The organism is Leptolyngbya sp. GB1-A1 (assembly GCF_039962475.1).
In the GTDB taxonomy this organism is placed as follows: domain Bacteria; phylum Cyanobacteriota; class Cyanobacteriia; order Elainellales; family Elainellaceae; genus Leptolyngbya_A.
In genome coordinates, this window is the sequence record NZ_JAMPLI010000020.1 from 61,711 (window position 1) to 80,141 (window position 18,431).

19 protein-coding genes are annotated in these 18,431 nt (G+C 50.6%); 10 read left to right on the forward strand and 9 right to left on the reverse strand.

Annotated features, from left to right (window positions below):
• Positions 1-887: 887 nt before the first annotated feature.
• Entirely contained in the window at positions 888-2,138 is a 1,251-nt protein-coding gene (locus NDI45_RS18125) for a helix-turn-helix domain-containing protein (RefSeq protein ID WP_348248176.1), read from the reverse strand.
• Between the two features lie 370 nt (positions 2,139-2,508).
• On the opposite strand from NDI45_RS18125, the gene NDI45_RS18130 reads away from it, so the two are divergent.
• The 8 genes from NDI45_RS18130 to NDI45_RS18165 all read left to right on the forward strand — a co-directional run bounded on the left by NDI45_RS18130 (position 2,509) and on the right by NDI45_RS18165 (position 8,142).
• Positions 2,509-3,111 carry a hypothetical protein gene (locus NDI45_RS18130; protein ID WP_190793763.1) on the forward strand — a complete coding sequence of 201 codons (603 nt, stop codon included), beginning with the start codon at positions 2,509-2,511 and terminating at the stop codon, positions 3,109-3,111.
• A 289-nt stretch (positions 3,112-3,400) separates the two neighbouring features.
• Positions 3,401-3,730, forward strand: coding sequence for a thioredoxin family protein (locus NDI45_RS18135; protein WP_348248177.1), 330 nt, complete (start codon positions 3,401-3,403; stop codon positions 3,728-3,730).
• Positions 3,731-3,826: 96 nt separating this feature from the next.
• A complete protein-coding gene (locus NDI45_RS18140; protein WP_190793765.1) occupies positions 3,827-4,072 on the forward strand; it encodes a hypothetical protein in 246 nt (81 codons plus the stop codon).
• Positions 4,073-4,157: 85 nt separating this feature from the next.
• A complete protein-coding gene (locus NDI45_RS18145; protein ID WP_348248178.1) occupies positions 4,158-5,516 on the forward strand; it encodes a hypothetical protein in 1,359 nt (452 codons plus the stop codon).
• The gene (locus NDI45_RS18150) at positions 5,513-5,986 is read left to right on the forward strand and encodes a tryptophan-rich sensory protein (RefSeq protein ID WP_348248199.1); all 474 of its coding nucleotides are present in this window, start codon (positions 5,513-5,515) and stop codon (positions 5,984-5,986) included. Before NDI45_RS18145 ends, NDI45_RS18150 begins: the two co-directional genes overlap by 4 nt.
• 120 nt (positions 5,987-6,106) lie before the next feature.
• Positions 6,107-6,688 carry a hypothetical protein gene (locus tag NDI45_RS18155; RefSeq protein WP_348248179.1) on the forward strand — a complete coding sequence of 194 codons (582 nt, stop codon included), beginning with the start codon at positions 6,107-6,109 and terminating at the stop codon, positions 6,686-6,688.
• 68 nt (positions 6,689-6,756) lie between these two features.
• Positions 6,757-7,110 (forward strand): hypothetical protein, encoded by a 354-nt coding sequence (locus tag NDI45_RS18160; RefSeq protein ID WP_348248180.1) that lies wholly within the window; start codon positions 6,757-6,759, stop codon positions 7,108-7,110.
• A 276-nt stretch (positions 7,111-7,386) separates the two neighbouring features.
• Positions 7,387-8,142, forward strand: a complete 756-nt coding sequence (locus tag NDI45_RS18165; protein WP_348248181.1) for a PspA/IM30 family protein — start codon at positions 7,387-7,389, stop codon at positions 8,140-8,142.
• Positions 8,143-8,383: 241 nt separating this feature from the next.
• Here the strand turns inward: NDI45_RS18165 and NDI45_RS18170 are convergent, their stop codons facing one another.
• Positions 8,384-9,448: an AI-2E family transporter gene (locus NDI45_RS18170; RefSeq protein WP_348248182.1), complete on the reverse strand. Its 1,065-nt coding sequence runs from the start codon at positions 9,446-9,448 to the stop codon at positions 8,384-8,386.
• On the opposite strand from NDI45_RS18170, the gene NDI45_RS18175 reads away from it, so the two are divergent.
• Positions 9,434-9,652, forward strand: coding sequence for a hypothetical protein (locus NDI45_RS18175; RefSeq protein ID WP_348248183.1), 219 nt, complete (start codon positions 9,434-9,436; stop codon positions 9,650-9,652). The two genes, NDI45_RS18170 and NDI45_RS18175, sit on opposite strands and share 15 nt — an antisense overlap.
• A gap of 314 nt (positions 9,653-9,966) precedes the next feature.
• A complete protein-coding gene (locus NDI45_RS18180) occupies positions 9,967-10,365 on the forward strand; it encodes a BON domain-containing protein (protein ID WP_348248184.1) in 399 nt (132 codons plus the stop codon).
• Here the strand turns inward: NDI45_RS18180 and NDI45_RS18185 are convergent.
• The 7 genes from NDI45_RS18185 to rfbD all read right to left on the reverse strand — a co-directional run bounded on the left by NDI45_RS18185 (position 10,362) and on the right by rfbD (position 18,389).
• On the reverse strand, positions 10,362-10,817 hold the full coding sequence (locus NDI45_RS18185) for a DUF2267 domain-containing protein (protein WP_348248185.1): 456 nt from the start codon (positions 10,815-10,817) through the stop codon (positions 10,362-10,364). The genes NDI45_RS18180 and NDI45_RS18185 overlap by 4 nt on opposite strands.
• Before the next feature lie 121 nt (positions 10,818-10,938).
• A complete protein-coding gene (locus tag NDI45_RS18190) occupies positions 10,939-11,685 on the reverse strand; it encodes an SDR family oxidoreductase (protein ID WP_190793772.1) in 747 nt (248 codons plus the stop codon).
• Positions 11,685-12,797, reverse strand: coding sequence for a glycosyltransferase (locus tag NDI45_RS18195; protein ID WP_348248186.1), 1,113 nt, complete (start codon positions 12,795-12,797; stop codon positions 11,685-11,687). The genes NDI45_RS18190 and NDI45_RS18195 overlap by 1 nt, the downstream gene beginning before the upstream one ends.
• A 494-nt stretch (positions 12,798-13,291) precedes the next feature.
• Complete coding sequence (locus NDI45_RS18200; protein WP_199296752.1) at positions 13,292-15,058, reverse strand: hypothetical protein; 1,767 nt, start codon at positions 15,056-15,058, stop codon at positions 13,292-13,294.
• Positions 15,059-15,121: 63 nt separating this feature from the next.
• Positions 15,122-16,204 carry a dTDP-glucose 4,6-dehydratase gene (gene rfbB / locus NDI45_RS18205; RefSeq protein WP_190793774.1) on the reverse strand — a complete coding sequence of 361 codons (1,083 nt, stop codon included), beginning with the start codon at positions 16,202-16,204 and terminating at the stop codon, positions 15,122-15,124.
• Positions 16,205-16,402: 198 nt separating this feature from the next.
• Entirely contained in the window at positions 16,403-17,476 is a 1,074-nt protein-coding gene (locus NDI45_RS18210; protein WP_190793775.1) for a glucose-1-phosphate thymidylyltransferase, read from the reverse strand.
• Positions 17,448-18,389 (reverse strand): dTDP-4-dehydrorhamnose reductase, encoded by a 942-nt coding sequence (gene rfbD, locus NDI45_RS18215; RefSeq protein ID WP_190793776.1) that lies wholly within the window; start codon positions 18,387-18,389, stop codon positions 17,448-17,450. Before rfbD ends, NDI45_RS18210 begins: the two co-directional genes overlap by 29 nt.
• Positions 18,390-18,431: the final 42 nt, after the last annotated feature.

Genomic DNA, 18,431 nt, shown 5'->3' on the forward strand with positions numbered 1-18,431 from the left:
CGGGGAAGGAATAAGTGAGAAATAAACTCAGTCCGCTTGTCCTTATTGGGCGCAACAAACGGCTGCGAAGAATTAACGCGGCATCAAAGAGCGGCATTAAAGATAAGCTTTCTACAATTCTGTGCAGTGACCTGAATTCACTGAATCTGCTTGTGTTGCTTAAGCCTGTGTTAGTGGGACATAAATTTGGCTTTGAAAGAATTGTCTTCGCTTCTCTAGAATCAATCTCAACTGAAGATTTTTACTAATCCAAAATTATGCCAGCAGCTTTGAGAAATCGTCTGGTAGGGGATAGGGTTATAGTAGTCAGTCGCAATTCTGGAAAGCATCAGGCGATTGCCCAAAGAACACCCGCACTTTTTTTAGGTAAGTTATGCAATTGCACAATTTTAGTTTAAGCTCACAAAAAAAAGATTACGAAAAGAAGTAATCCCGCTTAGACTTCATAGCCTTATTAGCCAAATTATACCTTTAGGTAGTAGATCAATTACTTCTCAAGCTGAATTTCTAGAGTGCTCTCTCTGCTGTCCTGAAAAGCTATCCTGAAAATACGGGCAAGTGAGCAGGCTTTAATCTCCCAATATTTGATTCCACTGTTGAATTACAGCGTTTTTCACTCCCGTAAGGTACGGGGGGTATGGGCTTTCTCGCCGTACAGGGCACACCCCTGCATCCCATTTTTTGTACTTCAATCGCCTGAACAAGGCTGTAATGAGAGAGGACGATCGTTTTTCGACCCTGCTAAACCTGCCCAACTCTCTATCAATCCTAAGAACAATCGATTCAAATCAAAATTTGAGAAGGAAGCAATGTTACCTCAACTGGCCCTCTCACCTCCCATCCACCAGGGATATCTCGCAGCAAAATAAACTGCTTTATCAACTGCTTTATCGGTAGCTATTTTGACTTTGAAGCGATCGAAGTAACAGACACAGCCGCATCTGCACCGCATCGTCAAACTTTCTTGGCTCCAATCCGGTTAGCGAAGCAATTTTATCAAGCCGATAGCTGAGTGTATTGCGGTGAATTGATAGCTGCTTTGCAGTTGTAGAAGGACAGCAGTTTTCAGCAAAGAAGGTGTTTAACGTAACCAATAATTCAGGCTCATGATCGAGCGGACTGAGTAGATATTTAGCGAGATCAATCTTCGTTTCTTCGTCTGCAACGCCCACAAAGGCAGCAATCCCCAACTCACCCAGGCAATGGACTTGATTATCGCCCTGCAATCGCTTTCCTAAAGACAGGGCGGCCCCTGCATCTTCATAAGAGCGTGCCAGTCCCCGCACGCCGGGATGATATCGACCAATGCCAACATTAATCGTCGCGCCCATGTCGTTTCTGAGCCGCAGCAACAGCGCATCCGCCGCCCGCTTGAGAGCCGCTAAATTTGCCCAGGAAGAACTCAATCCTTCAGCCACATCGTTACAGTCTGCCCACAGCCCCAGGTTTTTGCTGTTGCTGGCTTTTAAGACTGCTACTTCGCCTTCACCCAGATAAGCGCAAATCGTATCATTCGGCAGGTGAAAAAAGCTAACAATACTGCTAATCACGACCTGTGCCCGTCGCTGCTCAATCTCAACCGCTTCCATCCCCGAAGCATTCATTTGAGGCAAGATATAACAGGCAGCATCAATGAGAATCACAGCCCTGGGTGGAGACAAATCAATCCCCAATCGTTTTGCTCGATTCCAGATGATTGTTTCATCCTCAATGCGATCGTGTAGCAGATCGTCGATTAATTCATTCTTGAGTTCATGTTGACTTGGAAGATGATGCTGTGTGGATTGATTAATCACCAGTTCAACCAATGCTTGAGCAAGGCGAGGAGAAATCATTTCACGATCGGCAGGCTTGCCAACAATTACTTCTCCGGTTTCGGTGTCATGCTGTAGCGGAATTCTGAGGAAATGAGACAGTGCCTGTTTGCCGTCCCAGTTGCTTGCCTCGCAGTTTCCCAAAGGAGTAATCGATCGCCCAACTCGGTCAGGTTCGCTGCTCGTGACAACCACTCCTCGTTCATTCGTGACAAAAACAGGAGCATAAAGCAGTTCTGCAACGCGATCGGTGACAACGCTGGCAAGCTGCACAAAACGGCTAGAGGTTTGAATCATGAATGCGTTGTGGCTAGGAATTCCCATTGCAGAAAACAAAACGTGAATTAGATTTAGAAGTCGCTGATTACTCGGCAAGAAAACTGCTTGGCAGGGAGAATAGAGTACGCCGCAGAAATCAAAAACTAAATCTGAATCACGAAAAAATATTGAAGGAACCTTAGCAATTTCAAAAAAACAATACATCTTCCTCTAGAGACAGATCCGCTCCGCTTCGAATTCCCCTCTCAGGACAGATCCCAAAACTGCCATTCTACTAACTGCCTTCCTCTCCAAAACTAACCCTATGGAACAAATCTCCTCCTCTTTTACTCATGCTCCACAAGTACTCATGCTCTACCAGAGAAATCTAGCAATCACCTCTAGTAATCATCTCTAGCAATCACCCTCCCCACCCATGCCCCCCACCCTTCTCCAATGGCTCCTCCTCCACACCCTGGCAGGTCTAACGATCGGCGCACTCGAAGCGAGCCAATTCCAGTTCATGGCAACGCTGATTTTCTCAGGTCTATTGGTGGGTGTGGCTCAGTGGTTTGTGCTTCGGCACGTTCTTCGCAAGGCATTTCGCTGGATTTGGGTTAGCGCGATCGGCTGGCTGATAGGGGTGCAGCTCATGATCTGGCTCGGCGGCTGGCTTGATCTGATCGTGGCGCACCTGACTCAGCTTGGCGGCGGAGAAGTTTTCTGGCTGAATGTGGTCAAACAGCCGATCGCGCTCCTGGGAATGGGAACGGCTCAAAGTCTGCTACTGCCGTCGCTGTGGAGACGAACTGGCGAGAAAGCAAGATGCCGCTGGATTGTAGCAAGTGGGATCGCGGGGGCAATTCAAGGAGGAAGTAGTGCCCTGTTTTGTGCGACCTTTTGCCCTGCTTTTACAGGACAGCTTGGAACAATTTTAACTACGGCGATCGTTTATGGCGTGGGATGGTTTAGCTACAGTGCGATAGTTGCATTTCTGTTATATAAGTTACTCTTTTCGAGTGCTTCAGAACACTCATAGCAATACACGAAGCAACAAGTTCAACCATTAGATTGACGACGATTCTGAGACTTTGCTTTAAATTAATAATGTAAGGGTTATAGTGCTGTGGTATCAAAGGTTCAGCTTGAACCAAAAGCGTAAAGTGGAAAATTGAAACCGATCAATTGTGCGATTTCTTAATAACACGGATTGATTGCACAGTTTTAGTATTAATGCGCTTAACTATTAATGCGTTGAACTGCTTCTGACGATGAATTAATCTATCTCTTTTGCTTGATTCTCTTCATCTCAACCTCCATAACCCGATATGATAACTGCTCAATCTTTTAGCTTTAAAGATCTACTGGCAAGCTCGGACCTGCCGCTGCTCATCGTGTTTTTTAGCCCGCTCTGTGGACCGTCTCACTTGATGGACGCAGTTCTGCAAGAAGTGGCACAGCGCACGATCGATCGACTGCAAATCGTCAAAATTGACAGTGAAAGCTATCCTTCGCTGGCTTCTCAATACGAGATTCATGCCTTGCCCACACTGCTTTTGTTTCAGCATGGTGAACTGATTGCCCGTCTAGAGGATGAGCGCACCGAGAACCTAATGCCTGCCGATCGCCTGATGCACCTTCTCGAATTCCACCTTTAAGCTAGTTCTTAATCGGGTCATTAGCGGGAATCGACCTGCAATCGACCGCTTATTCGTAGACCCTCTAAAGAAAACAGAAAAAACGGAGTCATTCTCATGGCAGAGAACCCAACCGATCAGGGCAAAGAAATTATCGAAAACTTCGATCCGGCAGAGTCAGCGGGCGCAAAAGCAGCCCAAATCGCGGCTGATCCTACCGTTTCCTTAGAAGAAGCCAAAGCCGCAGCTGCCGGAGAAGCGGACAATGGCGCGGGCAGCGTTGCACCGAGTACCGTCGCCGAAAACACTGTCAGCCGTTCTGATCCTGAGGCAAGCGATATTCCCAGTTCGGACAATCACTAACGATCGCTCCCTGCAAATTTGCTTTCTATAAACATCGCTCCCTGCAAATCTGCTTTCTATAAACTTTCATTCCTTCCTTTCGCTTATGGACAGTAACTCGCAACCGACTCCTTCCAATTCTGCAAATAACTCTGCAAACCAGGGAACCGTTTCCGACAACCATTCGAGCTTTCCCTCGCTGCCTGTGCGTCCGCCGGAAATTCAACTGCCGAATTCAGAGCAGCTTTCCGGGCAAATTGCAGAGCAGGTTCACTTTGCGATGATGCTGGTTGAGCGATTGGGAGCCGGAATGACCGGCATCATCGAAGATACGGTTTATCGCATGGGGCAATCCACGATCGACACCGCTTCGGAAATGACCACAGAACTGGCAAAGACGATCGCCAGCTTCAGCACCAACGCGACCGAGATGGGCAAATCGACCTTTGATTGGGTAAATCAGGTCAGCGAAACGACGCTGCGACAGTCGCACAAAATGCTCGACCAAGCCTTACAGGGAACTGGACAGGCAGTGGATGCGGTGGCAAGATTGCCCCAGCTTCGCCAGTGGTTCAACTTCTTGAAGATTGACTGGCTGCTGAATTTGATCGATCGCGTCGATACTCAAAAGGCGACCGCAACGGTAAGAAAACTTCAGCAGCAGTATCCGGGAGAATCACCCAGCCAGATTGCACATCACCTCATGGTCGAAAAAGCAGTCTATGCAGGTGGGATGGGATTTGCCAGCAGTGTGGTTCCGGGCGAAGCGGCTGCGCTACTAGCGGTTGATCTGGCGGCGACGACCGCTCTCCAAACTGAAATGGTTTATCAGATTGCGGCGGCTTACGGTCTGGATCTGAATGCTCCGGCTCGAAAAGGAGAAGTGCTGGCAATTTTTGGTTTAGCGTTAGGCGGCAGTCAGGCAGTGCGGGCAGGACTCGGCTTGCTGCGAAACGTGCCGATGGCGGGCGCATTGATAGGGGCAAGTAGCAATGCCACGATGATGTATGCGCTGGGCTACGCTGCCTGCCGATTTTATGAAGCGAAACTCGACAGCGACAAATTGCCTACCGAAACGATCGATGCGCTGAAAGATCAAAGCGACCGCTACCTGACCAATATCGCGATCAATCAGCAGACCATTATGGATCAACTCCTGGTTCATATGATTGCTGCCAGCTACCCTAATCAGGACTGGGAAGCCATTCTGCCCAACCTGGCAGCCCTTCAGCTTAGTCCCGTATCTCTGGAAGCGATTGCTGCTCAGATTCATTCTCCCCAACCGCTGCAGGAACTGCTGGACCAGCTCAATCGGGATTTTGCAACGCCGCTGCTGGCACAGTGTTACCGGATTGCAATGGTGAATGGCAGCCAGTCTCCCGAAGAAGCACAGATTCTGAATGCGATCGCCTCGCGATTTAACCTGAACCTGGACGACGTGAAACGTATGGTGGAGAACGCATAATGCAACCCTGGATGATTATTGGCGGCGTGACATTTTTAGTGTCCTTTGGGGCTTTCCTAATTCGCCCCCGCGATATCAAGTGGGAAATGAAGCTTGATCGCCCAAGCTGGCTGGTGTTTGAACCTGCAATTCCCCTGATTTGGACAATTGTGTTTGTCACAGGAGCCGCTTCAGCTACGATCGTCTGGAACGCTGCCCCCGGAGCCTTTACCACTTGGCTGCTGATGGCAGTTTACCTGCTGCTTGAAATTGTCACCGTTGCTTACATTCCCGCGACGCTGAGATCCCATAGCCTTGCCGTTGGTACAACGCTGGGGGCGATCGGAGTTGCGCTCGGGATCGTGCTTGCCTTCTTTGTCTGGTTTATCTCGCCCTGGGCAACGCTGCTGCTGCTGCCTTACCTGGCATGGAGTCCGATTGGCACACTTACCACACGCCAGATGATCGACCTCAATCCCGAAGCGAAATAATTTCCTTACAAACCATCCTGTAAGATATTCGGCTCTGATCAAGAAAATTAAAAGCGATAAGCAAACCCTATCTAACTCTCAGGTAGGGTTTTCTGCTATTGAAAATTCTACGAACTGAGAATGCCTGCTACGTCTTGCTTTCAGCCACTATCCAAAACTCGATTGATCGGCTATTTCCCCACCAAAAACCTACCACCCCGCTCGCGCATCACGCTACAATGGGGAAGTAAGACAGATGTACTAGGTGCTGCCGTGAATCAAGCCGCATTACTCCAAATCTGGTGCCAGTCTCTTAACAGCCCTACTATAGATAGTAGCATTGATCGTAGCACGATCGTGGGCTGGTTCGATGGTTCGATCGATATCGCCAGTCGTATTGACAGTAGTACAGTTCAGTCCGCGCTTCAGCAAGCCGCAATCCAGCTTCAGACACACCTTGCTCATGAAGAAGGGAATCTCTATCGACTCGAAGATTTGCAGCAGGTCTTAGTCTGCTGGCTGGAGTCATCGATCGAGTGTCTGGTCGAAGACGCCTTGTTTCACACCCTTGAAGGCGATCGGGCGTTTGCCTTTAACCGTCGCGCCTTTGAGCGGCAGATGCAGCACCTTCAGCCTGTCCCTCCCGCAGAGGCGATTTCTGCTTCCCCCCATTCTGTTTCCCCGACCGTGGCTTCAACTGTAGCTCCGACGATCGCCGCCTAAAGCTTTCCTATCCTATGCATCTTCTTGATCCAAGCCATTCAAGCATTCCTTACCCTAAATCTGACGCTATGAAACTCATAGACTATCCTGCCGCGATTGCGGAAAAACAGCACCAGCTTCTTCGCGCTGAGCAGCACGTTCGCCGACAGCAAGAGATTCTGAACCGCCTCACCGCCGAGATCGACACGACGATCGCCTTTGATACGTCCCTCAAAAACGATGCCCAGCGTAAGGCACGACGAATCGAACTGATGGGATCTGCCAGCTATCGCACTGCCTATGCCAATCTGCAAATGGCACAAGACAAACGAGCTGAAATGGAGATCGACCTCAACCTGCTTCGCAACCAGTTCGGTGTCCTGAAGCTAGAGAAGCGCGAAACGATCGCCGCTCGCGAGATGCAGTTGCTTGATGCTGCCTAATAAGTTCACTGGAATATCTATAAATGGACAGATGTTTGCGTTCCAGTGCATTGTTACCTTAACAACTAAGCGACTCACAGCGAGTACAAACGTAGATGCACTCACTCCCCAGCTTCGGGTTCTTGGCTGGGGATTTTTATTATCCGATTTCCTACGATTTTCTATGATTTTTTCTATGAGTCTGGGCAGAGGGCAACAGGCAAGAATACGATAGGATTAAAATGCTTAATCGAATATTTAATGTATTTTAGCAATTGTCCTGCGGAGTGTGCGGATATGGGACTGCTCGGTCGCATTTGGAGATTGATTCGCGCCAATTTTAATAGCCTGGTGAATCAAGCCGAAGATCCAGAAAAGATTCTGGAACAGACGGTCATCGATATGCAAAATGACGTGATTCAGCTTCGGCAGGCGGTGGCGCAGGCGATCGCGACCCAGAAGCGCACCGAGCGTCAGGCAGCCCAGGCGCAGGCAAACGCAGATGAATGGTATCAGCGGGCACAGCTTGCCCTGCAGAAGGGTGAAGAAGGGCTGGCAAGAGAGGCCCTAACTCGGCGCAAATCGTTTCAAGATACCGCCAATGCCCTGACCGGGCAGCTCGACCAGCAAAGCGCGATCGTCAGTAAGCTCAAGCAAAATATGGTGGCACTTGAAGGCAAACTGTCAGAAGCCCGTACCAAAAAAGATATGTACATCGCCCGCGCGCGATCGGCACAAGCTTCGCAGCAGCTTAACGATATGCTGGGGCGCATGAATCCGAATGGAGCAATGGCAGCATTTGAACGTATGGAAGAACGAGTGCAGCAGATTGAGGCACAGGCAGAAGCCGTTGCAGAACTAAACGAAGGTGATGACATCGATCGGCGTTTCCGGGCACTCGAAAACGGTGGTGACGTAGACAGTGAACTGGCAGCCATGAAATCTCAACTGCTGCGCGGTGGCTCTACTGCCCCTCAGCTCCAGTCAAAGTCTGTTGATCCTGAAGTCGAGGCAGATCTAAAACAGTTGCGATCGCAGCTCGAAGAAATCTAGAAAGCTTCTGGTAAAGCTTTGGGCTTGGCTAAATCCAAGGATGAATCCATTGGGTTTACCTTAGTTGCGCCGCCTCCTAAATAAATAGGGTAAATGGGGCAATTCTGGGGGAGTTCTGAGTTAATTCTCCGGTTCAAAGTTCCTCCAATTTAAATTTAAAAAAGTTCCCCAAACTTAAAAGTGAGGGGATTTAAGAGACAATTCGGGTAGCAACCCTTACTTCTCAAATCTGCTTTAATGACTATCTTCGATCGCTTGTTACAACTGGAACCCGATCGGCTTGGCGCGGATGTTCTTCCCAGGGGTTGAGAATATCTTTGACCAGAATTTCTTGAATCCAGATTTGCGCCACAATCACGAGCGGAATTGCCAGAAATAGCCCCAAAAACCCGAAGAAGATCGCAAATATAACCTGAGCGATCAGCGTTACCGCAGGTAAAACTGATACCTGCTGCTGCATCACATAAGGCACGAGCAAATACTGTTCAAGCTGCTGAATGAGCAGGTACAGCACAATGACGGCAACTGCTTTCCACGGGGCATCGAGCAGGGCAACCGCAACCGGAGGAATCAGGCTGAGCGTGGGTCCAACATTGGGAACCGCTTCAAGCAGTCCGGCAATCGAGGCATTGGCAAACACCAGTGGCACTCCCAAAATTGATAAACCGATCGCAGAAACAATGGCGACCACAACCATGTTGATCAAAATACCGCGTGCCCATCCTCCTAGCGACACCTGGCATCGGGTCAGAATTTCATCGATTCTGCGCCGATAAAAGGCAGGAAACAGCGAGATGAATCCCTGTCGATACGGTTTGGGATTGATCAGCAGCATAATTGTCAGCACAAACACCAGCAAAATGCTGAGAACGATCGACAGCACATTGGAAAAGAGCGAAAAGAAATTGTTAAACGCCCATCTTGCAAACGGCTGAGCCTGCCGCGTCAGCACGTCAATATCCGGCAAAAGTGGCTGCCCTGGAAACCGTTCTTTCAGGCTATCTAACCAGTTGGAAAGCTGCCCAAACCCGATCGGCACAAGCTCGGCAAGCTGCTTAAACTGGCTGATAAAGGGCGGCACAATAATCACGGCAAAAAATAGCAGAATGCCTAACAGCACCACCACAGACATGATCGCTCCAAAGCCTCTGCCCACGCCCGATCGCCGCCATCGAATCACCATCCCGTTGAGAGCAGTTGAGAAAATTACGGCAGTAAAAATAAGCAGAACAACCTGCCTGATTTCCCAAAGAATATACAGCGAAATGAGTAAGGCAATTAAGCCAATCCATTGACCCAGCTTCACGTTTTTACCCAGGCGTATATTAACGATGAGCGCATCTTAAACAGCCAGTCATCGTTCCACATCCCTACAGTGGTGGATATCCCTGCTGCCAGCCTTGCAGGTACAGCAACGTTTTATCCCCTTTTCTGGGTTGTATTCCAGGTTGAATCGATCGACGACAGCGATCAATTTTGCTGGGAAAAATCGAGTGGAGTTGGCTATTGAATTAGAAGTTGAATTCAGTTTTAGAAGAACCCCTCTCAGGAAAGAAGACTCTTTTGTGAACTAGGAATATGATACTTACTCTCTTGAAGACCTACAGCTTTACTTCTGTTGCGATCGATAAACTCGTTTTCTTTTTTAGAAGCAACCCTTGAGTGAATGCTCAGGAACCAGAAAAAAATTGTCAAAGCGATTAGCCGTTCGGAATACCGCGAAACAAACGACTGCGAAACCTGAAAATTAGCTAAAAAATCAACCTGAGCAGCTTAAAAGGGTGTTGGTTAAAACCGTTGAAAATTGAATTCAGGAGCAGAACAATGAGTTGGTCTGAACGATTGTTTGGAATCTGCGATTTGCCTGTTGGCGATCGAAAAGTAAGAGCCAGTACAGCGGCAGGAGCAATGAGTCCGGGACTTACGGGAAATTACGACTGGGGACTGCGGGAAAAGGCGGGAGAGCATCAGCCGCCCCCACCGCCAGAATGTATGGGAATTGAAGGCGAATACGATCAGCAGGGACTTGCGAAACGGGTTGCGATTGCCTTCGATCGCGTTGCTGAACTCGCTGACATTGACACAGTGACGATCGTTCAAGACGGCAGTACGATTATCCTGGTTGGAACTGTGCTAGACCGTGCCGTGATCGATCGGCTCCATCAGGTTGCCAGCCAAGTGGATGGCACTAAGCAAGTCGATGTCACTCAGGTCAGCTATTAAGCTCGCACTGCCTCTGGAAACAGCTCTTTTACTTCCGCAGGCATCATGTGGGTGATATCCTGCATTTCTCCCGCTGGAATTCGATCGCTCATTACGCGGAAGACAGCGCGGGCAAGCTGCTCGATCTCAAAGCCCGGCTCGGCGTTTTGAATATACTGATGCAAGTGGGCCTTCAGCGTCTCTAGAAAAGCGGTTTTGGTGCGCTCTTTGGTTGGGGTCGATTCGGGCTTCCAGCCTTCGTAATAAAAGCCTGCAAGCAGGGTGGGCAGTTCTGCGCCCAGGTGAGCCGCTTCGCCCATTGGCATCCGGTTACGAACCGCGTGTAGCGTTGCCCGCAAACCCTGAAATGCTTTGTGCTTGTCTTCGATATTCAGTTCTTTTGCAACGTCGCTGACCCACTGCTCGGTAATTTGAACAGTCTTATCAAACACACTTAATCCGTTCATTGCCATATTGATTCCTCAGCCATCAGTTAGGGACTCAGTTCATGATTGCCTGTAATTCTTGAGGCACTGATTATGCTAACGATCGCCTTTCGGGTAAAAGGTCTGTCAAATTATGGAGATTTGTAAACTATCGCCCTCCGGTGACATCAACGATCGCCCCTGTACAGTAAGACGCTTCTTCAGACAATAGCCACAAAATTGCATTCGCGACTTCGATCGCCGTTCCACCCCGCTGCATTGGAATGGTAGACCTCACACGCTCCAATCGATTCGGCTCACCCATGGCGGCATGAATTTCGGTATGGGTAAATCCGGGTCGTACTGCATTCACGCGAATTCCGGCATCTGCCACTTCTTTGGCTAAGCCGATCGTCATGGTATCGATCGCCCCTTTTGAAGCCGCGTAATCCACATATTCATTCGGTGATCCGAGCCTTGCCGCGCCAGAAGAAACATTTACAATCGCTCCGCCGGGTCCGCCGCGCTCGATCGACATCCGCCGGATGGCTTCACGGGCACAGAGAAAGCTCCCAATCACGTTCGTGGCAAAGATCTGCTGAAGTCGATCTACATCGATCGCTTCAACTCGTCGGGCGGGGGCAGAAATTCCGGCATTATTCACCAGCGCATTCAGCGTTCCAGAGGTTTGATCGATTGCTTCAAACAGCCGGATCACATCGAGTTCGGAGCAAACGTCTGCTTGAACTGCGATTGCCCTTCCGCCTAAAGATTGGATTTGCTCGATGACGCGATCGGCGGCTACCTGGTTTCGTCGATAGCTGATGCAAACGGCATACCCTTTTTGGGCTGCCAAAATTGCGGTGGCTGCACCAATCCCGCGACTGCCTCCTGTGACGAGAATTGTTTTGTTCATCAGGCAGACATCTGAACACTAGCAAGCATTCCATACGCTGTGCAGCGCAACTGCTTGATCTGGTCTTCCAACTTCTCCGGCGTTTCCAGCCCCACCCTGTTCAACATTTCCCGAATCCGATACCGCCAGTCGTGCTGAAGCAAAGCTTCGCGGTAGTTGCGTTCTGCGTTTCGCTGAAGTGTGGCTTCGTCTGCCAGCACGTCTTCAATAAAAGGAATCCATTCTGTGGGGGCGTCGGGTAGCTCGATCGCGCTATTTTCCCACTGCATTAACTCTGCAACTCCGCGACCCGTGGGCTTTTTACCGACAACCGTACAGCCTGCCGCCCATGCCTCGAACCAGCGATACAAAATCGGCGAATAGCCCATAAACCGCGACTTGTCGCTTGCCTCAAAGCACAAGCTCACTTTTGCCCGATTCAGCAGATTTTTAAGCAGCGTGGCGTGTTCCTCCAGGTTGTACACATCCGGTTCGGAGAAGGTGGAATGGTAATAGAACCGATCGCTGCCTGGCTGGTTAAAGTGGGCATATAGCCGCTGATGAGCTTCGGGATTGCGTCGCCCGTAGCTGAGGAGATCGATCGATCGATGCTGCAAATTTAGCTCTGGCTCCAAGACGTTGGTTGCCAGCGGCAAAAAACTGGCGGAAACGCCCCGAAGCCGCTCTACATCCTCTGCCAGCTCACTTCCAATCACAAATAAGTGATCAAATTTGTCTGCTAGGGTGAAATCAAAATGCTGAGGATTGAAGCCATCCAGAATATAGCCCAGGCACAGGTCAAACTGTTTGAGTAAAGAACCCAGCGCATGAACGGACAGCATGAAGCGGGGACTCATACCCACCACTATCAAGACATTTACCCCGGGCGGCAGAGGGGGTAACTCTCCCACCTTGTACCAAGACTTGAATAAGCGATGCCGCCATCGCCACAGAAGATGACCGCTGCTGTCTGGCACTTTGGAGTGGTCGAACAAACGAACGCAGGTATTAAAAAAAGGATAGATAAACGTCGGATCGCAGACACTCCTCAGAGTGGATTCCAGGCTGTGAGCTACTGACCAGCCTACATGCTTACAAGCAGGATTGAGTTCTGAGAGAACAAACAGGTTCATAGGGGATTCAACCCTGGGACAACGAGAAGGTTCATCAAGAACTGAACTCTGAGAAGACTAAAAAGCTTTATCGGTTGAAGCTTATCTGCTGAATCAGACGGATGCAGTCCAACGGATCGCAAGGAAATAGCCACGATCGCAAATTAACGCTTGGCTTGAGCCTTCTTCCTAGAATAATTACCTGGAATAACTACCTAGAGTGGCTATCTAGAGTAACTAGCTGGAACAAGCACTGACGCAGCATGGCCAAGACGCAGCATGGCCAAGCTGAAGAATGAAACCTTAGTAAGGGCAATGGAAAATCCTAATTTTGAGCATACTTACTCTATTCTGACAAGCCAAAAATTCAAGATTCTTGAGGCAGACCTTCAAAATAGCCTGATTTTATAATAGTAGGCAAAAAAGAAAATCCTGGTATGCTCAGCTACAGACACTTGTACAAGCCCTTCGCGCAGGTTCAAACTCCTTGTCCAGGACAGGGGCAGCAAAACTTTTTACCGCAGCTGATTGCGATCGATAAAGTTCATCAGCGCGTCATACTTAGGCGATCGAGTCTCCGTGACCGATTCCAGCGCGCCCCACGCGCCCCATTTGCTCGGCTGCACAATGTCGGAAAAGTGCATAAACAGGGTTCCGCCTGCTCCCTTCCACTGATTTAGCAAGTCGGTATAGCATTCGCCCATCCTGGGATCACGGTTGAGCGCGGTGAAGAAATTGACCATCGCTTCGTTGTTTTCAACTCCACCTCGTCCGGTGATGTGCTGACCACCTTCGTAGGCAACGAGCATCAGCCCGTGGCGTTTGGCAACCTCTGCCTGATAGCGAAACCCGTTTGCCGTGTCTGCCACGCTGTCGCCCTGAGTGCCGTTCATGCCAAGCTGCTCAAAGGCTTTCGCCATGCCACCATCCTGCTCTCGCATCCAGGACTGCACCGTGCTCTGGCTTTCTGGACTGCCCAAATTGCCGCTAAAGTAGCCCGTAATCGCGTAGGTGGTGAAGCCGTGCTGATAGCAGGGACGGTTGCCCTCGGCTACCCAGTAGGAACACTTCAGGATGCTTTCTTCTAAGCCCTTCCATGCAGTTTGTGTCGCAATCACCGAAATCAGGCGGTCGTTCTGGTCGCCAAACTCTCGCTTCCAGAGGTCAGACATTTGCGCTGCCCGCATTCCATACCACTGAGCAAACGCATCGCCCTTATCTTGTCCCCAGCGCGCTTTTCCCTGCTCTAGGGCGTAGTGTGCCTGCTGAAACTGCCAGTTCCACACTTCGTTAGAAAATTCCACATACACGCGGAGGTTGGGATCAAGCCGCTCCTTAACTGTGCGAGCAAAGTTGGTCATGTACTCGTCGGTTGCCTGATGCGGCATATTAAACCAGGGGTTTGCCTTGAGTCGATTTGCCAGCTCGACCATGATTTCGATCGGTACCCCCTTAACCGCGTACGAGGCATCGTCCACCTGGGGACGGTTCGACCATTCTTTCTGACCAGAATTATTGGTTCCCATCCAGTCCATAAACCGGAGAGCACTAAATTTGCGGGTGCGCTCTAGAAAGTCTGGATTAAAAATCTGCTGCTGAAAGGTTTGTTCGTAGGCGATCGGTACGACGTGAATATTGCGAAGGTAATTGCCTGTGCGATTCGGATCGGTTGCCTTAATAACCAAAAGCAAACCCGACATGGAAGGCGTAACATTGATTACATCACGTCCGGGTCGAGAAGCTGCCTCATCCTTTTTGCCGTCAAACTGATAGTCGATCGTGCCTTCGCCGTCGTACAGCACCACATACTGCCCACCCGGATATTGTTTCAGATCGCGAAACAGCAACGTAGCAACCTGTGTGTACTTTGGTGGATCTGCGGGGGTGGGCAGTGATTTAACCCAGCCATGCTCGTCGAGAGCCAGCTTGTCAAATTCCTCAGTATCCCAGGTCGAATTGCAATCCGGCTGATCATCGCACTGGGTAATCCATCTTCTGGAAAACTTAAACGCATCGAGAAAAGGAATCTGGCTTGACCAGTCCGCAATTCCCGCCAGGTTGGTCCCCAGGGCAAGCTGACCCACCGTATTATCTGCCGAAGCCGCCCTCGCCGGGTGAACCGCATCCTGAGATGCCGTAAAATTCGACAGCGAGGTACAGCCCAAAACCAGAGAGAGGGCGATCGCAAACAGTCCTGCCAACCGCCCAACCCGGTAGCTAGGGCGAGCCAACCATTTTCGGAATAGGGTACTCCATCGATCGCCACTGATATTGCGAGTCATGGATGATTCCTCCTGAATTTGTGAACTGGCTATTGCTTGGCGACCCCGATGCCTACCCTGCCCCTATGCATACACTTTGCGATAGTACGCCTGATACTCGTCTGATAAGAGCGGCTGCCACCACTCCGAATGGTCAAGATACCACTGCACAGTGCGTCGTAGGCCTTCTTCGACCGTTACCGAAGGCGTCCAGCCCAGCTCGGTTTTGATTTTGGTGGCATCAATGGCATAGCGGCGATCGTGTCCCGGTCGGTCTTTGACAAAGGTAATCAGGTCTTGCGCCGGACGCACGGGCAGCTCAGGTGCGAGTTCGTTCATCAGGTCGCAGAGCATTTGCACCAGATCGAGGTTCTTCACTTCATTGTTGCCGCCAACGTTGTAGGTTTCGCCCGGTTTGCTGGACTGGATCACCGTATCGATCGCGCTGCAATGGTCTTCCACATACAGCCAGTCCCGAATGTTTTGTCCATCGCCATACACGGGCAGCGGCTTACCCAGCAAAATATTAATGCACATCAGCGGGATCAGCTTTTCCGGGAAGTGATAGGGACCGTAGTTGTTGGAACAGTTGGTCATCAGCGTCGGCAGACCATAGGTGTGGTAGTAGGCGCGTACCAGATGATCGCTGCCTGCCTTGGATGCCGAGTAGGGACTGTTGGGTGCGTAGGGTGTCGTTTCTGCAAAGGCGGGATCATCCGCTTCCAGGCTGCCGTACACCTCATCGGTCGAAACGTGGTGGAAGCGATAATGCTCTGGTTTGCCCTGCGCCTGCCAGTGCTGCCGGAATGCCTCTAGCAAAGTGAACGTGCCGACCACATTGGTTTGCACGAACGCGCCCGGACCCAAAATCGATCGATCCACATGGGACTCTGCCGCAAAATGAACCAGCGTATCGATGCCTTCTTCGCGCAGTAAATCGTCAATCAACGCCCGATCGCAGATATCACCTTTCACAAAGCGCAGATTAGCGTGTCCTTCCAGCCCAGCCAGGTTTGCCCGATTTCCGGCATAGGTGAGCGCATCCAGCACAACGACGCGATCGCCCGGATAGTGCTGACACCAGTAATGGACAAAGTTGGAGCCAATAAAGCCTGCGCCTCCGGTAATGATCAGCTTGCGCGGCAGGCGGGTCTGGTCGAGAGACATACTTTCTATTTCCTGTCTTGAAGATATTTGTTGCTGAATCGGGTTTTAGGGTGGTTGAGGAGTTGCAGAGGTTCTATATTGCCCCCTAAATCCCCTATTTGTTACTTGCTGCTCTAAAAGAGCGAGGAGGAACGTTGAAAGCCAGCATGATTGGCTCGGTTCCTTGCAAAATTAGGGACTAGGGGGATGGTTCGAGGCTTAGTTCAGTTCGATCTGGCAATCGTCGCCGATCATAAATCGCAGAGCCTTTGGGCGGCAGTCGGCTTCGCGAAGATGGGCACGTTGTCCGATAACGCTGTCCACAATGCGGTGATGAATGGTTTCGAGCTTCGCGCCCTGCAAAATGACGCTGTGTTCTAGATCGATTTCTAGCAGTTTGGCTTCGCTGGCGATGCTGCTGTAGGGACCGATAAAACAGTTCTCCAGATGGCAGTTTTCGCCAATCGTCACCGGACCCCGAATTGTGCTGTTGATAATCTTTGTGCCTTTGCCGACGTGAACCCGTCCGATAATACGGCTGCGATCGTCTACTTCGCCTTCAACGTTGCAATCCAGGCAGCTATCGAGAATCACCCGGTTGGCTTCCAGCAGGTCGTCTTTTTTCCCGGTGTCTAGCCACCAGCCGCGAATTTGCCGTGCCTCCACTGGGTTTTGCCAGTCGATCAAAGTCTGGATTGCATCGGTGATTTCGAGTTCGCCCCTGGCTGAAGGCTGAATTGAATCGATCGCCTTGTGAATTGTGTTGGTAAAGATATAAATTCCTACCAGTGCCAGGTTCGAGGGCGGATTTTTAGGCTTTTCAACCAGCTGAAGCAGTCGTCCGTTTTCATCGACTTTTGCCACCCCAAAGGCACTCGGATTTGGAACCGGACAAAGCAGCGTCAGCGCGTCAAGACTGTTGGCATGGAAGTGTTCTAGAAACAGATCCAGGTTGCTCTGTACCAGGTTGTCACCCAGATACATCACAAACGGCGAATCGCCTAAAAACGGCCGGGCAATCTTGACGGCGTGTGCCAGTCCTGCAGGCTTGTCCTGCAAGATGTATTCAATCTTTGCGCCAAATCGATCGCCGTTGCCCGTTTTTGCTTTCACCTCTTCACCCGTTTCGGGGCTGATGATGATGCCAATCTCGGTGATCCCTGCAGCGACGATCGACTCGATGCCGTACCAGAGGATCGGTTTATTGGCAACAGGCACAAGCTGTTTAGCTCCCGTATAGGTCAACGGGCGCAGACGAGTTCCCTTACCGCCGGACAGAATAATTGCTTTCATGGGCGTGGATGTATTCAGTGAGCATCTGACGAAGTGCCTGTCGCCATTGGGACGGCGGAGCAGGAAGCAGTTTACCAACCTTCTGGCAGGCTAAAACTGAGTAAGCAGGACGCTGGGCAGGGGTTGGATATTCCGGCGTGGTAATCGGAATAACCTGCTTGACCTTCAGAGGCAGGTTTAACGCCTGCGCCTCCTCAAAGATGGCAACCGCAAAGTCATACCAGCTTGCAGCTCCGCTATTCGTAAAGTGATAAATGCCGCTTAGCGACACCGGATCGCGACCATTGGCTTTGGCGAGAAACTGACCAGAGAGAACGGTAATCGCACGGGCAATGTCCGCTGACCAGGTCGGTGTGCCAATCTGATCGGCAACGACCCGGACTTCCTCGCGCTCTTTACCCAACCGCAGCATAGTTTTGACGAAATTGCCCTTGCCATAGGTTCCATAGACCCAGGCTGTTCGTAGAATTGTGTAGGGCGCAGAAGAATCTTCACAAACCTGCTGAATCCCGACTTCGCCTGCCCGCTTCGACTGACCGTAAACGCCGATCGGGTTGGTAGGGTCAGTTTCGGTGTAAGGCGTACTCTGAGAACCATCAAACACGTAGTCTGTGGAAATGTGAATCAGCGGAATTTTGAGCGATCGGGCTTCTTCCGCCATCACGGTGGGCGCAGTGCCATTGATTGCCTGTGCCAGATCTGCTTCGGTTTCGGCTTTGTCTACGGCGGTGTAGGCAGCCGCATTCACGATCAGATCGGGCTGAGCTTCGCGAATGGTCTGACGAATCTGCTCGAGTTCGGTCAGGTCGAGTTCGTCTCGCGCCACGCCGATGACCTTGCCTAAGGAACTGAGGGTCTGTTGCAGTTCGTGCCCGACCTGTCCTGCCTTGCCAATTAAAAGAATGCGCGTCATGAATTTCTCAATTGCTCTCTGGTTGCATCAGGAGGTTACGCT

Bases quoted from the DNA above. Each gene is read 5' to 3' on its own strand.
- rfbD (WP_190793776.1), bottom strand. From the start codon at position 18,389: ATGACGCGCATTCTTTTAATTGGCAAGGCAGGACAGGTCGGGCACGAA.
- NDI45_RS18195 (WP_348248186.1), bottom strand. From the start codon at position 12,797: ATGAACCTGTTTGTTCTCTCAGAACTCAATCCTGCTTGTAAGCATGTA.
- NDI45_RS18130 (WP_190793763.1), top strand. From the start codon at position 2,509: ATGCCCCCCACCCTTCTCCAATGGCTCCTCCTCCACACCCTGGCAGGT.
- NDI45_RS18140 (WP_190793765.1), top strand. From the start codon at position 3,827: ATGGCAGAGAACCCAACCGATCAGGGCAAAGAAATTATCGAAAACTTC.
- NDI45_RS18135 (WP_348248177.1), top strand. From the start codon at position 3,401: ATGATAACTGCTCAATCTTTTAGCTTTAAAGATCTACTGGCAAGCTCG.
- NDI45_RS18155 (WP_348248179.1), top strand. From the start codon at position 6,107: ATGCCTGCTACGTCTTGCTTTCAGCCACTATCCAAAACTCGATTGATC.
- NDI45_RS18145 (WP_348248178.1), top strand. From the start codon at position 4,158: ATGGACAGTAACTCGCAACCGACTCCTTCCAATTCTGCAAATAACTCT.
- NDI45_RS18210 (WP_190793775.1), bottom strand. From the start codon at position 17,476: ATGAAAGCAATTATTCTGTCCGGCGGTAAGGGAACTCGTCTGCGCCCG.
- NDI45_RS18190 (WP_190793772.1), bottom strand. From the start codon at position 11,685: ATGAACAAAACAATTCTCGTCACAGGAGGCAGTCGCGGGATTGGTGCA.
- NDI45_RS18165 (WP_348248181.1), top strand. From the start codon at position 7,387: ATGGGACTGCTCGGTCGCATTTGGAGATTGATTCGCGCCAATTTTAAT.
- NDI45_RS18180 (WP_348248184.1), top strand. From the start codon at position 9,967: ATGAGTTGGTCTGAACGATTGTTTGGAATCTGCGATTTGCCTGTTGGC.
- NDI45_RS18185 (WP_348248185.1), bottom strand. From the start codon at position 10,817: ATGGCAATGAACGGATTAAGTGTGTTTGATAAGACTGTTCAAATTACC.
- rfbB (WP_190793774.1), bottom strand. From the start codon at position 16,204: ATGTCTCTCGACCAGACCCGCCTGCCGCGCAAGCTGATCATTACCGGA.
- NDI45_RS18125 (WP_348248176.1), bottom strand. From the start codon at position 2,138: ATGGGAATTCCTAGCCACAACGCATTCATGATTCAAACCTCTAGCCGT.
- NDI45_RS18200 (WP_199296752.1), bottom strand. From the start codon at position 15,058: ATGACTCGCAATATCAGTGGCGATCGATGGAGTACCCTATTCCGAAAA.
- NDI45_RS18160 (WP_348248180.1), top strand. From the start codon at position 6,757: ATGAAACTCATAGACTATCCTGCCGCGATTGCGGAAAAACAGCACCAG.